This is a genomic window from Bradyrhizobium sp. SZCCHNR1002 (assembly GCF_032381435.1).
Classification (GTDB): domain Bacteria; phylum Pseudomonadota; class Alphaproteobacteria; order Rhizobiales; family Xanthobacteraceae; genus Bradyrhizobium; species Bradyrhizobium aeschynomenes.
Map to the genome: position 1 here is coordinate 77,265 of NZ_JAUHIS010000008.1, position 15,454 is coordinate 92,718.

Sequence of the window (15,454 nt, forward strand, 5' to 3'; positions counted from 1 at the left end):
GTCCCGGGCATCCACGTGGTTCTCAGCATGCCGGCCGACGTGGATGGCCGGGCCAAGCCCGGCCATGACGATGTCGAGACAGATGAGCGCAAAGCTCTGATCACGAACGATAGCCCTGTGGGCGCAGCGGTGTGCGCTGTGCCCCCGGTGCTCCACCTGCTTCTTGAGCCGACCACCACGGGCCATTCATGCTCTCCTTCATTGCCCAGCGCGTCGTGAAGGGCGTCATCGTCCTTCTCGCCATCATCGTGCTGAACTTCTTCCTGATCCGGCTGGCGCCGGGCGACCCTGCCGTGGTCATGGCCGGCGAGGCCGGCGCCTCAGACCAGATCTTCGTGGCGCAGCTCCGCGAGAAGTTCGGTCTGGACCGGCCCTTGCCGGAGCAGTTGCTCATCTACGTCAAGGGCATCGCCAGCCTCGACCTCGGCTTCTCGTTCCGCCAGCAGGCCCCGGTCGCCAAGCTGATCGCCGAGCGGCTGCCGGCGACCCTGCTGCTGACGCTGACGGCGTTCGCGATCTCGCTTGGTCTCGGTATCCTGTTCGGTGTGCTGGCCGCGCGCTTCGCCGGCACCTTTCTCGACACCGCGATCACGGTGCTCGCCTTGATCTTCTACGCCACGCCGCTGTTCTGGATCGCGCTGATCGCGATCCTGCTGTTCTCGGTCTGGGCCGACTGGCTACCGAGCTTCGGCTATGAGACCGTCGGTGCCGGCTACACCGGTTTGCGCCACGCGCTCGACGTCGGTGCGCATCTGATGATGCCGGCCGCCACGCTCGGCCTGTTCTTCATGGCCACCTACACCCGCATGACCCGCGCCTCGATGCTGGAAGTCAAGCGGCTCGATTTCGTCAAGACCGCGCGCGCCAAGGGCCTGCGCGACGGGATCATCCTGCGTCGTCACGTCCTGCGCAATGCGTTGCTGCCGGTGGTGACCCTGGCCGGCGTTCATGCCGGCACGCTGGTCGGCGGCGCGGTGCTGACCGAGACCGTGTTCGCCTGGCCCGGCATCGGCCGGCTGATGTACGATGCGTTGATCCAGCGCGACTACAATCTCCTGCTCGGCGTGTTCGTGGTCTCCTCGGCGATGGTGCTGATCTTCAATCTCGTCACCGACCTTGTCTATCGCCTGGTCGATCCGCGCATCGAGTACGCTTCATGAGGCAGTTCTGGCGCACCATGCTGCGCAGCCCGAGCGGGATCATCGGGCTGATCATTCTCGTGCTGGCGATCGTGATCGCGGTGGCCGGGCCGTTCTACTTTCCCAATTCGCCGTGGCGGATGGTGCAGCGGCCGTTCGTCCCGCCATTCACGCTGGCGAAGGTGCCGCTCGGCACCGACGCGCTGGGGCGCGACGTGCTCGCGGGGCTGATCTTCGGGGCCCGCGTATCGCTGCTGGTCGGCCTGGTATCGACCCTGGTGGCCCTGGTGGTGGGCGTTCCGCTCGGCGCCATCGCCGGCTATTTCGGCGGCCGCGTCGACGACGCCTTGATGCGCTTCACCGAGTTCTTCCAGACCATCCCGAGCTTCGCGCTCGCCATCGTGCTGGTTGCGATCCTGCAGCCTTCGATCTATTCGATCGTTGCCGCCATCGGTCTCGTCAGCTGGCCGCCCGTCGCGCGTCTCGTGCGCGGCGAGGTGCTGAGCCTGCGCACCCGCGAATACGTCCAGGCGGCCGTCGTCACCGGCCAGAGCAATGCCTGGATCATCTGGCGCGAGATCCTCCCCAACGCATTGTCGCCGGTGATCGTGCTGGCCTCGCTGATGGTCGCCACCGCGATCCTTCTGGAATCCTCGTTGTCGTTTCTCGGCCTCGGCGATCCCAACCTGATCTCCTGGGGCTACATGGTCGGCGCCGGTCGCACCGTCATTCGTCAGGCGTGGTGGATCACGGTGTTCCCCGGCGTTGCCATCCTGCTGTCGGTGCTCGGCCTCAACCTGATCGGCGAGGGCCTGAACGACGCACTCAACCCGCGCCTGTCGCGGGAAGGCAGGTGAGGCATGGGTGATCCCGTCGTTTCGATCAAGAATCTCCGCATCGCGCTGCCCAAGGGTGCCGAGCGCACCCACGCCGTGGACGGCGTCTCGTTCGACCTCACCGCGGGCAAGATCGTCTGCGTCGTCGGCGAGTCCGGCTCCGGCAAGTCGATGTGCGCGCATGCGCTGCTCGGCCTGCTGCCGGACACAGTGAAGGTCGAGAGCGGCGAGATCGCCTTCGAGGGACGCGATCTGCTCTCGGTGGATCAGGACGGCTGGCGCGACCTGCGCGGCCGCCGCATCGCCATGGTGTTCCAGGAGCCGATGACGGCGCTCAATCCGTTGATGCGGATCGGCGAGCAGCTGATGGAGGTGTTCGAGGCGCACGATCTGTTGAGCCCGAAGGAGCGCCGCGCCAAGGCGCTGGCGCTGGTGCGCGAGGTCGGGCTGCCCGATCCCGAGCGCATCATCCGCGCCTATCCGCATCAGCTCTCCGGCGGCCAGCGGCAGCGCGCGATGATCGCGATGGCGCTCGCGCTCGAGCCGGCCGTGCTCGTCGCCGACGAGCCGACGACGGCGCTCGACGTCACGACGCAGGCGCAAATCCTCAAGCTGATCCGCAACCTGCAGGCCAGCCACAACATGGCGGTCATGTTCATCACCCATGATTTCGGCGTCGTCGCCGATATCGCCGACCAGGTCGTGGTACTGCGCCACGGCAAGGTGGTGGAGGAGGGCACGGCGGAGGCCGTGCTTGGCCGGCCGCAGCACGACTACACCAAGGCGTTGCTCGCCGCCGTCCCGTCGTTCGATCCGCCGCCGCGTCGGTCACGTGAGGATGCGCCGCGGGCGCTGGAGGTGGTCGGCCTCGACAAGACCTACGTGACCCCGACCGGCTGGTTCCGGCCGAAGCGCGAGACGCGCGCCGCGCATGCGGTGAATTTCGCGATCCATCAGGGCGAGACGCTCGGCCTCGTCGGCGAATCCGGCTCGGGTAAGTCATCTGTCGCGCGTCTCGTGATGCGGCTGATCGAGGCCGATCGCGGCACCGTGCGCATCGGCGACGTCGATCTCACGGCGCTGGACGGCCGTGCGCTGCGGACGCAGCGCCATCGCATCCAGATGATCTTCCAGGATCCATTCGCCTCGCTCAACCCGCGCCGCAAGGTCGGCCGCATCATCGCCGACGGCATGGTCGCGCGGGGCACGCCGCTCGAGGCCGCGCTGAAGCGCGCCCAGGAATTGTTAGGTCTGGTCGGACTCGATGCCGGCGCCATCGGCCGCTACCCGCATGAGTTCTCCGGCGGCCAGCGTCAGCGCATCGGCATTGCGCGGGCGCTTGCGCTGGATCCGGAGATCATCGTCGCCGACGAGGCGGTGTCGGCGCTCGACGTCTCGGTGCAGGCGCAGGTGCTGCGCCTTCTCGAGGATCTGAAGGCGCGCCTCGGCCTGTCGATGCTGTTCATCACGCATGACCTGCGCGTCGCTGCGCAGATCTGCGACCGGATCGCGGTCATGCAGAAAGGCGAGATCGTCGAGCTGAAGCCGACGGCCGCCCTGTTCGCCGATCCCGAACATGCCTATACACGCGAGCTGCTCGCCGCGGTGCCCGGCCGCAAGCAGGAGGTGGCGTGAGTGTGCGCCGGCGCCGGCGGGAGGGAGCGACGAAGAAGCACGCCGAGCTCGGTCTGAATGACTTGCAACATAATCGGCGTATTTGGGTTATAAGCACGGGAGACCATGAGCACGCGGCCGGGCAATCGCAGAGCGGCCGCGTCGACCCCGGGGATCGGGTCCAAGGCAGTCTGGTCCAAGAAAGCCTGGTCCAAGAAAGCCTGGTCCAAGAAAGCCTGGTCCAAGAAAGTTTGGTCCAAGAAAGTTTGGTCCCAGAATTGGCTCAAGAACTCGGCTGGCGACAACGGATGTGCTCCGTCGATCGAGGCCGTCATGGAACCGTGGCTCTCCTGTGCCAGTGTCGCCAGGATGTCGCTGCCGTATCGATCATCTAACGAGGAAGCTCATCATGTCAGAGCGCAAGCCAACGGCTGCCGTGCTCGAGGCTCACAAGGCCTTCAAGCCGGCTGCGGTGCAAAGGAATGACTATGAGAAGGCGCAGAGCGCTTTCGATCAGAACCGGGAGCGGCTGAAGGCCGAGCGTCTGGCGCGTGAAGCGGCTGTTCGCGAGAGCAAACAGCCGAAAAAGCTGGCGTGACTGCGAGCTTGATTCACGGCCGCATCGGCGAGCCGCCGCCGCTAGTTCAGCTGCGCGGAGCTGCAAAGGCCGGCTGACCCTGGGGTCTGTCGCGGTCGGGTCGCGTCGGCGTCGTTGAGGGCAACGCGCCCGGCCGGGCCACGGGGACCTTCTTCACCGGCGCCGGCAGCAGCCCTTCGCGGATCGCCTGCTTGCGCGCAACCTTGCGCTGACGCCGGATCGCATCGGATTTCTCGCGCGTCTTGCGCTCGGATGGCTTCTCGTAGGATCGGCGGCGCTTCATCTCGCGGAAGACGCCCTCGCGCTGCATCTTTCGCTTCAGGATGCGCAACGCCTTCTCGACGTCATTGTCACGAACAAGAACCTGCAAAAGCGTCCTCCTTGTCTTCATCGAGATCGATGAGATCTTGCCGAAGCGTCGTCGACCGTCGCAACGCCGCGGACGGCAGCGCGCACGACAACGCTTCAATGTGATGAGTTGCTCAGATTGTCATGAGACATGGTGATCCCCTCCATGGGAAGGCGGGAGCACGAGACGTCTCTCAGCCAGCGGTGGCCAAGCCGTTACCGATGGTCCTTCGAAGATAAGGGTGATCGGCTGACATTGCCAGCGCGCTGACGCGCTGCGTCGGCTACCGCAAACTATATTTCCCTCGCGGCCTTGTAATTCCACGGAAAGTCTCTACCTTCAGGAGGTTCGATTAGCCGCTGTGCCTTTCTGAATGTGCCTGTGGGCTATTTCCAAAGTCATCGCTCAGTTGAATGAGATCGCGTGATGGTCGCGCGATGAATGATTGGAGATAGACATGCAGGGTACCGTTAAGTGGTTCAACGGCCAGAAGGGCTTTGGTTTCATTCAGCCGCAGGACGGCGGGAACGACGTGTTCGTTCACATCAGCGCCGTTGAGCGCGCTGGTCTCGCCGGTCTGGCCGAGGGCCAGAAAGTTACTTTCGACGTCAAGACCGACAAGATGCGCGGCAAAACCAGCGCGGAAAATCTCGCGCTGGTCTGATCGTCCTGATCTGACGTCTTGTTGAATGCCTAGGGCCATTTCACGGATGTACTGAAATGGCTGGTTTGCCCGCTCGATCCTGTATTGAGCGGGCTTTCTGCGTCTCGACGATAACCTGCAGCTTCGAAAGGATCAGTCGCGATGGCCACCAAGAAGACGTCGGAGCGCTCTCCCGAAAGCTTGGCACGTGCAGAGCGCCAACGCGTTGCCGCCGAAGATGGAGCAAAGGCGCGCGCCGAATGGGATCAGCGCGCCGTTGCCGTCCGCAAGAATATGGAGCGGCTGCGCGTGCTGCGGCTCGCGAAGGAAGCGGAGGCAGCGCAAGCCCCTCCTGATGCCGCACCGAAGCGGCGAAAGAAGGTCGCGCGCTGACAGGGCTGATTGGTTCCGATCGGCTGCGTCGTTGTGGTCGGAACTTTCAATCCGCTGCGCGATTTCGAACAGTGTTCCGCGTACAGATCCGACCTTCCGACCGAGGAGGCTGACGTGGCCAAGTCGACCGCAACAGACGTTCGCATTGCCAAGGACAACACCCCAGACGGAGGCCATACGATCGCATTTGCGCTTGCGATCGGGGCAACGCGGCAGGTCTGTCACCTGGAGACCTGCTTCTGCACGCGCAATCAGGCATTCGCCTATCTGCAGAGAAACCGCACGACGTTCGAGCAGATGGCGCGCGAGCAGTTCGCCCGCGGCGAGGTCAAGGACGGCGTCATTCATCTGCGCATGATCTGACGCGATCCGCGTCGGTGGCGTGCGCCGGCGGCTGTGCGGCGCTGACGCGTCTGCGCTGTTAGTCCGCCTTCTGCTTGGCCGGCAGCGCCACACGCTCATAGGACGACGGCAGATTGACCGGACGATAGTCCTTCGACTCGGCGATCCGCATCAGCACGCTCTCGTGGACGAAGGCACCATCGGGAATGAAGCGCGGCTCGCAATTCGGAATGTAGAAGCCGAAATGCACCTTGCGCTCCGGCCATTCCTTGTATTTCGCGCTCTTCGGAACATATTCGAGCAGGCGCCAGGCGGGCGTCATCGAGTTGTGCAGCGGGCCCTGGACGCTCGGCGCCACATAGGAGAACGGGCTTCTCTTGCGTTGCACGCCCCAGGCCAGCTGGTTCACGGTGCGCGGATTGACCGCGAGCCCGGCCTCGACGGCCTCGTCGAGCATCCACAGCAGCGGATATTTCGAGGCGGCCGACTGCGCCTCCGGGTAGCCGCCGCCAACGTCGGAATGCACACCCGCGAACCACACCTGCTTCGCGTCCTGCGGTCCCGCCTGCGCCTTGTTGAAGCGGTTGGGTGTGAAGGTCTGCGGCATGTCCCAGGGTTTCAGCCGGAACATGCAGCGCCGTTCGTCCATCGCCGCCGCCTGGCGGAAGATTCTGACGCTGGGATTCTGAATCGTGAAGGCGAGCTCCTCGAGGCTCGGCAGTGCGAACAGCCGGTCGGTGCGCGGCACGATCACGCTCGCCACCGTGTCCCACACGCCGACGAAATGAATGGTCGGCCAGCGCGTCGAGGTGATGCGCGCGAACTGCGCGGCCTGATCGTCGCGGCTCTCGGGGATCGGGCCTTCCTCCTCGGTGCTCTCGACCTCGGTGGTGATGCCGCGCCCGGCCTTCGGATTGTCGGAGGAGTATTTCTTGTAGGCGATGACGCCGGATCCCGCGAGGTTGATCTGATCGGGCGAAATCAGCCCGACCTTGTGGATCAGTCCTGCCAACACGCGCACGGTGTAGGCGCCGCGCGAGAAGCCGAACAGGAAGATGCGGTCGCCGTCCTGATAGTGCGTGGTCAGGAAGCAATAGGCGTTGATGACGTTGTCATCGAGCCCGTATCCGGTCGCGAGCCCCAGCACGAGATTGAAGTTCGCCTTGAAGCGGTGCCAGCTGTCCGGCTGCGTCAGGGTGCCGACGCCGGGATCATAGAACACGGCCTGATGCGGCGTCGTCTTATCGGTCTTGCGCAGGCAGCGATACAGCTTGAGGACGTTCGAGATGTTCTCGCTGATCTCGTTGCCTGTGCCGTCGCAGCAGATGACAATATTCTTCATGGCAAAGGAATGTCCGCAATAATGCTACCGCAGCGAGTGTAGAGTATCCGGCTGGCGTTGGGGAGGCCGGTCGGCATGACACTTCGTCTCTATTGTCGACGCCGATAAAGCATTCCCTGTCGGCGCGCATCGTTGACCGATGTGCGAACGCTTGATCACGAAGCGCATCGGGAATTCCGCCGAGTACGCGACATCTCCGACGCAATGCAATCGCGTCAGCCGCAAATGAGCGCGTCAGCCGCAAACGAGAAAGGCCGGATCTTGCGATCCGGCCGTTTCGTCGTCTCAATTCGCTAAGCCTGACGCAGGATGCGCCGAGCTTTGGCGATGAAGCTATCGCCCTTCAGCTCGCCTTGGCAACCGGCGCTGCGTCGGCGGCCTTCTTCTCGATGGCGCGCTTCAGCTCGAGGGCACGCGGCGACAGGGCCGCGGCGTTGGCCTTCAGCAGATAGGCGTCGAGGCCGCCATTGTGGTCGACGCTCTTGAGCGCGTTGGTCGAGACGCGCAGGCGCACGTTGCGGCCGAGTGCATCCGAGATGAAGGTCACGTTGCACAGGTTCGGCAGGAAGCGCCGCTTGGTCTTGATGTTCGAATGGCTGACCTTGTGGCCAACCTGGGGGCCCTTGGCCGTCAGTTCACAGCGCCGCGACATGGCAATAAATCCTCTCTCATCCCCGCACCCTTCGTCCGCTCGTGTCGGCGGGCCGCGGGGGTCCAAAACTCGTCCAGCTCGTCTCTGGGAGATGCGGTCCTATAGGGGGGATGCGGCTTTTCGTCAAGGTTTTGAAGGTCGCGGCAAATACCGACGTTCTGACCCGTCGAACCCGGGGGGGCCTGGGCCCTGCAGTCGCCCGATCGGGTCCGGGATCGCGGATCAGCACAAAAGCAGGCGTATAATCAACGGTGTAGCCGGCAGTTTAGACCATATAAAGGGCGCATTCGGACGGGATGGATGATGTCCCGCGGCAGCCCCGAACGCCAGAACGGCGGCATGCTGGCGCGGTCCGGCGGTCGGCGCGTGATTCCGGCAGATTTCGGAGGACAGCTTCGGAGGCAGTTCTGGCGCAAAGCGCTGGACAAACCGCCATTGTCGGACGGTTCGCGTTGTTCGAAGGCGTTTTTGGCTTAAGTAGCAAGGACGGCGCGCCGGAGGCATCCGGCGCTCAGGCAGGCGGATCGGCAGGATCAATCCTCACGTGACCATCATCTCGGCTTCCTCATTCCTCCCCCGTCGTCTGGTCGCGGCCGGCGCCGCGCTCGTCGTTGTGCTGGTGGCGCAAGACGCACAGGCGCAATCCCGGCTGGATGCGCAATACACGGCCTCGCTGGCCGGTATTCCCGTCGGCAAGGGCACGTGGGCCATCGAGATCGGCGACGAGCAGTACGGCGCCTCGGCACAGGGCGGCACCGCCGGGCTGCTCAAGAGCTTCTCGCAAGGCTCGGGCTCGGGCTCGGTCCAGGGGCGCGTCGTCAACGGCGCGCTGGTCGGCCAGAGTTACCAGGCATCGACCACTGCCGGGAAGAAGTCCGAGCAGATCCGTATCAATCTGCAGAACGGCAATGTGAAGGATTTCGCCATCGAGCCGGCACCGCCGGTCGATCCCGATCGCATTCCTGTGACCGATGCGCACAAGCGCGGCGTACTCGATCCGATGACGGCGTCGCTGGTGCGCGTGCCCGGCAATGGGGAACTGCTGTCCCCGGACTCGTGCCGCGGCGCTGCGCCGGTGTTCGACGGACGCATGCGCTACGAGCTCAAGCTCGATTACAAGCGCATGGAGAACGTCAAGGCCGACAAGGGCTATCGTGGTCCGGCGCTGGTCTGCGCCGTCTACTTCACGCCGGTCGCGGGCTACATTCCGGACCGGCCCGTCGTGAAATACCTGGCGCAGGCTCGCAACATGGAGATCTTCTTCGTGCCGCTGGCGGGCACGCGCATCCTGGTGCCGTTCCGGGTGGTGATCCCGACCTCGTTCGGCACGGCGATGCTCGAGGCGACCTCCTTCATCACCCAGGCCGCGCCGCACGTCGCCAAGACGCAATAGTCGCGCAGCGCCGGCTGCGATCCTTCTTCACGTGACGGGCCAGCGCGGCGCATGCCGGCACGGCCGTGACAGGTCGGCGTTCACGGCTTGCGCCCGTGAATCCGTTTGACTCTTCGCCGATTCTGATTCGACTCGGGACTCACGACAATCGGCCCCAGTTCCCTCGCGAAAGCGTTGCTTGTCGAGCCCGCGAAAACTTGATCTAGTGCCGACTTGATCGCAGAGCGCGAGATGTTGCGGTGAACGAAGCCGGAAAGACGATGGAGTCAGCGATTCCTTCGTGATTCGTTCTCAAGGCGTTCCGAAGCTTAAGCTGCGGCACTATATGCGTCACAATGTGAGACAGGGGTCAGCATCGCAGCCTCTCCAGACACCGCCAAAATTTGCCTTCATCGCGCGTGAACCGCGCGCTTCCAACGCCGGCTTCGAGACCCACATTTAACGAATGGCTTTTTCGTCTTCTTCGGCTGCCTCGCCCTTCGAGCGCATGTCCGACCGTGCCCCTGGAAGCGGCGTCACTGCCGTGCTCGGTCCCACCAACACCGGCAAGACCCATCTCGCGATCGAGCGCATGCTGGCGCATTCGTCCGGCATCATCGGCCTGCCGCTGCGGCTGCTCGCGCGCGAGGTCTACAACAAGATCGCCGATCGCGTCGGCAGCGAGGCCGTCGCGCTGATCACCGGCGAGGAAAAGATCAAGCCGAAAAATCCGCGCTACTGGGTCTCGACCGTCGAGGCGATGCCGCGGGACCTCGACGTGTCCTTCCTTGCCGTCGACGAAATCCAGATCGCATCCGATCTCGAGCGCGGCCACGTCTTCACCGACCGCATCCTGAACCGCCGTGGCCGCGACGAGACGCTGCTGCTGGGAGCGGCGACGATGCGCCCGATCATCGAGCGGCTGTTGCCGGGAGCCTCGATGGTAACGCGACCCCGGCTGTCGCAACTCGAATTCGCCGGCGATCGGAAGATCACCCGACAACCGCGCCGGACCGCGATCGTCGCCTTCTCGGCCGACGAGGTCTATGCGATTGCTGAGTTGATCCGCAGGCAGCATGGCGGCGCGGCGGTCGTGCTCGGATCGCTGTCGCCACGCACGCGCAATGCGCAGGTCGCGATGTTCCAGAACGGTGACGTCGACTATCTCGTCGCCACCGACGCGATCGGCATGGGCCTCAATCTCGACGTCGATCACGTCGCTTTCGCTTCCGATCGCAAGTATGACGGCTATCAGTTCCGCCGCCTGACGCCGTCCGAGTTTGCCCAGATTGCAGGCCGGGCCGGGCGCGCAACGCGCAACGGCACCTTCGGCACTACCGGGCGTTGTGGCCCATTCGAGCCCGAGCTGGTCAATGCGCTGCAGAACCACGCCTTCGATACCGTGAAGATGCTGCAATGGCGCAACTCGAAGCTGGATTTCGCGTCCCTCAGCGCGTTGCAGGTGTCGCTGGCGGTCGCGCCCGGGCATGAGGCGCTGACGCGCGCGCCGATCGCCGAGGATCTGCGCGTCCTCGATCACGCCGCGCGCGACGCCGAGGTGCGCGACATGGCGCATGGCGCCGCGGCGGTCGAGCGTCTATGGGAAACCTGCCAGATCCCGGACTATCGCAGGCTGTCGCCGGCCGCGCATTCGGAGCTGGTGACCACCGTGTTCGGCTTCCTGATGCAGAAGGGGCGTATTCCGGACGCCTGGTACGCGGCCCAGGTCGATCAGGCCGACCGCGTCGACGGCGATATCGACACGCTGTCGGGGCGGATTGCACAAATTCGCACCTGGACCTTCGTGGCCAACCGGCCGGATTGGCTGCGTGACCCGGATTATTGGCAGGGGATTACCCGCGAACTCGAAAATAAATTGTCAGACGCCCTTCATGAACGGCTCACGGAGCGTTTCGTTGATCGTCGTACCAGTGTATTGATGCGGCGCCTGCGGGAGAACAGTGTTTTGAATACGGAAATCGGCAAGACCGGCGAAGTGATCGTTGAAGGGCACGCGATCGGCCGCCTCGATGGATTCACCTTCGCGCCCGACGCCGCCGAGGCCGGCTCCGAGGCCAAGGCCTTGCAGGCTGCTGCCCAGAAGGCGCTGGCCGGCGAGATCGAGGCCCGTGCCGAGAAGCTGTCCAATGCGCCGGACGAGCACATCGTGCTGACTGCCGACGGCACCATCCGCTGGACCGGCGACGCCGTCGCCAAGCTCGTCGCGGCCGACGACGCCCTGCATCCGCGCCTGCGCATCATTGCCGACGAGCGGCTCACCGGGGCTGCCCGCGACAAGGTGCAGGCCCGGCTCGATCTGTGGCTCAAGACCCATATCGAAAAGCTGCTCGGGCCGCTGTTCGAACTGTCGAAGGCCGAGGACATCACCGGCATCGCCCGCGGCATCGCGTTCCAACTGGTCGAGGCGCTCGGCGTCATCGAGCGCACCAAGATCGCGGCCGAGATGAAGGATCTCGACCAGCCCTCGCGTGCGGTCCTTCGCAAATATGGCGTGCGTTTCGGCGCCTATCACATCTACGTTCCGGCGCTGCTCAAGCCGGCCGCGCGCGCACTGGCCGCGCTGCTGTGGGCGGAGAAGCAGGGCAATGTCGACATGTCGGCGCTGACCGGAGCGCAGCATCTGGCGAGCTCGGGACGCACATCGTTCCCGGTCGACAAGGCGCTGCCGCGCGATGCCTATCGCGTGCTCGGCTACAAGCAGGCCGGTGAGCGCGCGGTGCGCGTCGACATCCTGGAGCGGCTTGCCGACCTGATTCGTCCTGCTCTGGCCTGGCGCGAGAATGCGCAGGGCGAGAAGCCGGCCGGCGCGTTCGACGGCCGCGGTTTCGTGGTGACCCAGGCGATGACCTCGCTCACCGGCTCGGCCGGCGAGGATTTCGCTTCGATCCTGCGCGCGCTCGGCTACCGCATGGACAAGCGCCCGCCGCTGCCGCCCAAGCCGGTCGATGAGAAGCCCGTCGGCGAGAAGCCCGTGGCTGAGGCGCCCGTCGAGGCTGCTGTTCAGGTGACTGCGGCTGGGCCGGCGGAACACGAGAACGCGCCCAGCGATGAGGTCGCAGCGATTGCCAGCGAGCCGGCCGACGAGCAGGCTCCCACCGTCGCAGAGGCCGCCGTTGCTCCGGTGATCGAGCAGGTCGTCGCTGTGCCGGACGCTGCCGGTGAGGAGCAGGTCGAGACCGCGCCGGCGTCGGCTCTGGCCTCGCTGCCGACCGTGGATTTCGTCACGCCGGACGCGGCCGGGGAAGCCGCTGCGGCAGAGACGGTCCCCGCGAGCGTCGACGCTGCGGCCGAAGCCGTGGTGGCGGACGCGCGGCAGCCGGAGACCGTTGAAGCTGCTCCGAGCGAGCCTGCGAGCGCGGGCGATGCTCTCGCGACCGCGCCGGTTGCCGAGTCTCCCGCTGCCGAAGCGGCGCCCGCGGCCGAGCCGGTCCTGATCGAAGTCTGGCGGCCCGGCGGACGCTCGGAGGAGCGCAGGCCGCGTCACGATCATCATCAGCGGGGCCGGCACAATCGTCCGCAGCACGAGCGCGGGCAGGCTGCTGGCACGCCAGCGCCTGCAGGGGCAGCTTCGGCCGAAGGCGGCGAGGCACGCGAGCGTCAGCATCGCGGCCATGGCCGCCGCGACCGGATGAAGGAGTTCGGCAAGGACTTCCGCAAGGGCCCGCCGGAGAGCGGTGCGGCTCCCGCCGAGGGCGCAGCAGCGCCGGCACGTGAGGACCGCGGCCCGCGCCGCGATCACGATGCCAAGGGGCGCGACCAGAATCGCGACCGCAACAAGGGTGGCAAGTTCGGCGGTGATCGCGAGGGACGCGGCGGCCGCGACTTCGGCAAGGGCGGTCGCGACAAGCGCGACAGCGGCCCGGCGCTGCGACCCTATGCGTCGAGCGGCGGGGGCGGTCGTGATCGCGACCGGCCGGTCGATCCGAACTCGCCGTTCGCCAAGCTCGCCGCGCTCAAGGAGCAGCTTGCGGCGAACAACCGCAAGGACTGACCGGCAGTCCGGTTGGCCGTATCGGTCGGAAGGACAACGCCCACGTCTGACACTCCGTCAGAGCGCCAGCGTCTCGACAAGTGGCTGTGGCACGCGCGGCTGGTCAAGGCTCGCACCAGCGCCGCGGCGCTGGTGTCGTCCGGCCACGTCCGTGTCAACGGCGTGCGCGAGACCTCGCCTGGACACGGGGTCAAGACCGGCGACGTGCTGACCATCGCGCTCGATCGCAGCGTACGCGTGCTCAAGGTGACGGGGTTCGCCGCGCGCCGGGGTGACGCAGCATCGGTGCGTGGACTGTATGATGATCTCGACGGCGCTGAACGAAGCTGACGGGGTTGCGCCTGCGCAACTCCGGTTCAGTTCTTCGTCCTGCTTCCCTTGCGGCACACCACATCCTGCGCTAGTGCAAGCCTGCCGATTTATTGATCCGTTCCGGAGCCCTGGATGACTTACGTCGTCACCGAAAACTGCATCAAATGCAAATACACCGATTGCGTTGAGGTCTGCCCGGTAGACTGCTTCTACGAGGGCGAGAACATGCTCGTCATTCATCCGGACGAATGCATCGATTGCGGCGTGTGCGAACCCGAATGCCCGGCGGACGCGATCAAGCCCGATACCGAGCCGGGGCTGGAGAAGTGGCTGGGCGTCAATGCCGAATACGCCAAGTCCTGGCCCAACATCACCCAGAAGAAGGATCCGCCGGGCGATGCCAAGGAGCACGACGGCGAAGGCGGAAAGTTCGAGAAATATTTTTCGTCGAAGGCCGGCGCCGGAGACTAGCAGGTCGCGTGGCAACCGGCGCTCGCCGAGCGCCGAGCAGGCTGGCCGCGGGACGTCAGCCGGATCGGAATGCCACGCGGAAACAATGGCCTAGGAGGCATCCTGCGGCGCGGGAACAGCCCGTGCAGGAGTGTTCGATTCTGGCACGCTTCACTTAACCCTAACTTCGCGGATCCGTCACAATACCGCCCCTGGAGCCTCTAAATCATTGATTTTTGCGGGAAATGTGCTATATATGGCACATTCTCAGAGCCGAACCCGGCCATGCGTATACTTTTTTGGCCGCCCTTTTAGGTTCCCGCAACATCAAACAGGGGCGTGGCAGTTCCGCGCGCAGGCTGTGTCACAGAAAACGCGTAAAAAGAGTGCTTCCAAGAGTACAAAAAAAGCCGCCGCGGCGAGCCGCAGCGTTTCCAAGGGCCGTGCCCGCGCTCCTGTAAAGGAGATTCGGGCTGCCGCAAAGGCCTCGGCTGCCAAGTCCACCAAGAACAAAAGAAGCGCAATGCCTGAAAAGACTGCCAAGACTGCCGCGAAAGCATCCGCCGCGAAGACCACTCTTGCAAAGGACTCGGCTGCGAAGGACTCTGTGACGAAGACCGTGACTGCCAAGGCGGCGGCTGCGCCGAAGGCCACCAAGACCGCGGTACCGGCTGCTCCTGCCCCCGCCGCCAAGCCGGCGGCTCCCGCTGCGGCCGCGCCGCGCGTCGAGGAGAAGAAGCTGCCGACCCAGCGCCAGGGCTTCAAGACCAACGAATTCGTCGTCTATCCCGCTCACGGCGTCGGCCAGATCCTGGCCATCGAGGAGCAGGAGATCGCGGGCGCCAAGCTCGAGCTGTTCGTCATCAACTTCATCAAGGACAAGATGACGCTGCGCGTGCCGACCGCCAAGGTCGCCAATGTCGGCATGCGCAAGCTGTCCGACCCGGCGCTGGTGAAGAAGGCGCTGGAGACCCTGAAGGGCCGTGCCCGCGTCAAGCGCACGATGTGGTCGCGCCGCGCCCAGGAGTACGAAGCGAAGATCAATTCGGGCGACATCGTCGCGATCGCCGAGGTCGTGCGCGACCTCTATCGCTCGGAGTCGCAGCCGGAGCAGTCCTACAGCGAACGCCAGCTGTATGAAGCCGCGCTCGACCGTCTGTCGCGCGAGATCGCGGTGGTTCAGCACTCGACCGAGACCGAGGCCGTGAAGGAGATCGAGACGCAGCTCGCCAAGAGCCCGCGCCGCGGCGCCAAGACCGAGGCCGACGCGGTCGCCGAGGGCGATGCCGACGCCGAGGGTGACGACATCGACGGCGACGACACCGCCGTGGCGGATGAGGCGGCCTGATCGACCGTTCCAGCGTTTTCCAATTAGTTGCTTACGAAAGCCCGGCCGCGAG

Annotated in this window: 15 protein-coding genes; 12 read left to right on the forward strand and 3 right to left on the reverse strand. The window is 65.1% G+C overall.

Annotation, left to right across the window (positions count from 1 at the left end):
• The first annotated feature begins 188 nt into the window (after positions 1 to 188).
• From QX108_RS29645 to QX108_RS29660, 4 genes are all read left to right on the forward strand, one after another.
• Positions 189 to 1,160 (forward strand): ABC transporter permease, encoded by a 972-nt coding sequence (locus tag QX108_RS29645; RefSeq protein WP_315786775.1) that lies wholly within the window; start codon positions 189 to 191, stop codon positions 1,158 to 1,160.
• Positions 1,157 to 1,996 (forward strand): ABC transporter permease, encoded by an 840-nt coding sequence (locus QX108_RS29650; protein ID WP_172114503.1) that lies wholly within the window; start codon positions 1,157 to 1,159, stop codon positions 1,994 to 1,996. The genes QX108_RS29645 and QX108_RS29650 overlap by 4 nt, the downstream gene beginning before the upstream one ends.
• Before the next feature lie 3 nt (positions 1,997 to 1,999).
• Complete coding sequence (locus QX108_RS29655; RefSeq protein WP_315786771.1) at positions 2,000 to 3,610, forward strand: ABC transporter ATP-binding protein; 1,611 nt, start codon at positions 2,000 to 2,002, stop codon at positions 3,608 to 3,610.
• Positions 3,611 to 3,998: 388 nt separating this feature from the next.
• Positions 3,999 to 4,187, forward strand: coding sequence for a hypothetical protein (locus QX108_RS29660; protein WP_315786769.1), 189 nt, complete (start codon positions 3,999 to 4,001; stop codon positions 4,185 to 4,187).
• A gap of 46 nt (positions 4,188 to 4,233) precedes the next feature.
• On the opposite strand, the gene rpsU is transcribed toward QX108_RS29660, so the two are convergent.
• Positions 4,234 to 4,557: a 30S ribosomal protein S21 gene (gene rpsU, locus QX108_RS29665; protein ID WP_315723986.1), complete on the reverse strand. Its 324-nt coding sequence runs from the start codon at positions 4,555 to 4,557 to the stop codon at positions 4,234 to 4,236.
• Positions 4,558 to 4,993: 436 nt separating this feature from the next.
• Here rpsU and QX108_RS29670 point away from each other — a divergent pair, with 436 nt between their 5' ends.
• The 3 genes from QX108_RS29670 to QX108_RS29680 all read left to right on the forward strand — a co-directional run bounded on the left by QX108_RS29670 (position 4,994) and on the right by QX108_RS29680 (position 5,935).
• Complete coding sequence (locus QX108_RS29670) at positions 4,994 to 5,200, forward strand: cold-shock protein (protein WP_172114507.1); 207 nt, start codon at positions 4,994 to 4,996, stop codon at positions 5,198 to 5,200.
• Between the two features lie 141 nt (positions 5,201 to 5,341).
• Positions 5,342 to 5,572 (forward strand): transcriptional regulator, encoded by a 231-nt coding sequence (locus tag QX108_RS29675; protein ID WP_315723989.1) that lies wholly within the window; start codon positions 5,342 to 5,344, stop codon positions 5,570 to 5,572.
• Positions 5,573 to 5,686: 114 nt separating this feature from the next.
• Entirely contained in the window at positions 5,687 to 5,935 is a 249-nt protein-coding gene (locus QX108_RS29680) for a hypothetical protein (RefSeq protein ID WP_315786764.1), read from the forward strand.
• Between the two features lie 58 nt (positions 5,936 to 5,993).
• Here the strand turns inward: QX108_RS29680 and QX108_RS29685 are convergent, their stop codons facing one another.
• Both QX108_RS29685 and rpmB read right to left on the reverse strand, forming a co-directional pair.
• A complete protein-coding gene (locus QX108_RS29685) occupies positions 5,994 to 7,256 on the reverse strand; it encodes a DUF2235 domain-containing protein (RefSeq protein ID WP_315723993.1) in 1,263 nt (420 codons plus the stop codon).
• Positions 7,257 to 7,599: 343 nt separating this feature from the next.
• Positions 7,600 to 7,908 carry a 50S ribosomal protein L28 gene (rpmB, locus tag QX108_RS29690; RefSeq protein WP_315723995.1) on the reverse strand — a complete coding sequence of 103 codons (309 nt, stop codon included), beginning with the start codon at positions 7,906 to 7,908 and terminating at the stop codon, positions 7,600 to 7,602.
• A 544-nt stretch (positions 7,909 to 8,452) separates the two neighbouring features.
• Here rpmB and QX108_RS29695 point away from each other — a divergent pair.
• From QX108_RS29695 to QX108_RS29715, 5 genes are all read left to right on the forward strand, one after another.
• Entirely contained in the window at positions 8,453 to 9,301 is an 849-nt protein-coding gene (locus QX108_RS29695; RefSeq protein WP_409998565.1) for a DUF3108 domain-containing protein, read from the forward strand.
• Positions 9,302 to 9,746: 445 nt separating this feature from the next.
• Positions 9,747 to 13,292 carry a helicase-related protein gene (locus QX108_RS29700; RefSeq protein WP_315786761.1) on the forward strand — a complete coding sequence of 1,182 codons (3,546 nt, stop codon included), beginning with the start codon at positions 9,747 to 9,749 and terminating at the stop codon, positions 13,290 to 13,292.
• Between the two features lie 12 nt (positions 13,293 to 13,304).
• Entirely contained in the window at positions 13,305 to 13,622 is a 318-nt protein-coding gene (locus tag QX108_RS29705; RefSeq protein WP_315786758.1) for an RNA-binding S4 domain-containing protein, read from the forward strand.
• A gap of 114 nt (positions 13,623 to 13,736) precedes the next feature.
• A complete protein-coding gene (gene fdxA / locus QX108_RS29710) occupies positions 13,737 to 14,075 on the forward strand; it encodes a ferredoxin FdxA (RefSeq protein ID WP_172114514.1) in 339 nt (112 codons plus the stop codon).
• A gap of 502 nt (positions 14,076 to 14,577) precedes the next feature.
• Positions 14,578 to 15,402, forward strand: coding sequence for a CarD family transcriptional regulator (locus QX108_RS29715; RefSeq protein ID WP_315724000.1), 825 nt, complete (start codon positions 14,578 to 14,580; stop codon positions 15,400 to 15,402).
• Positions 15,403 to 15,454 lie beyond the last annotated feature (52 nt).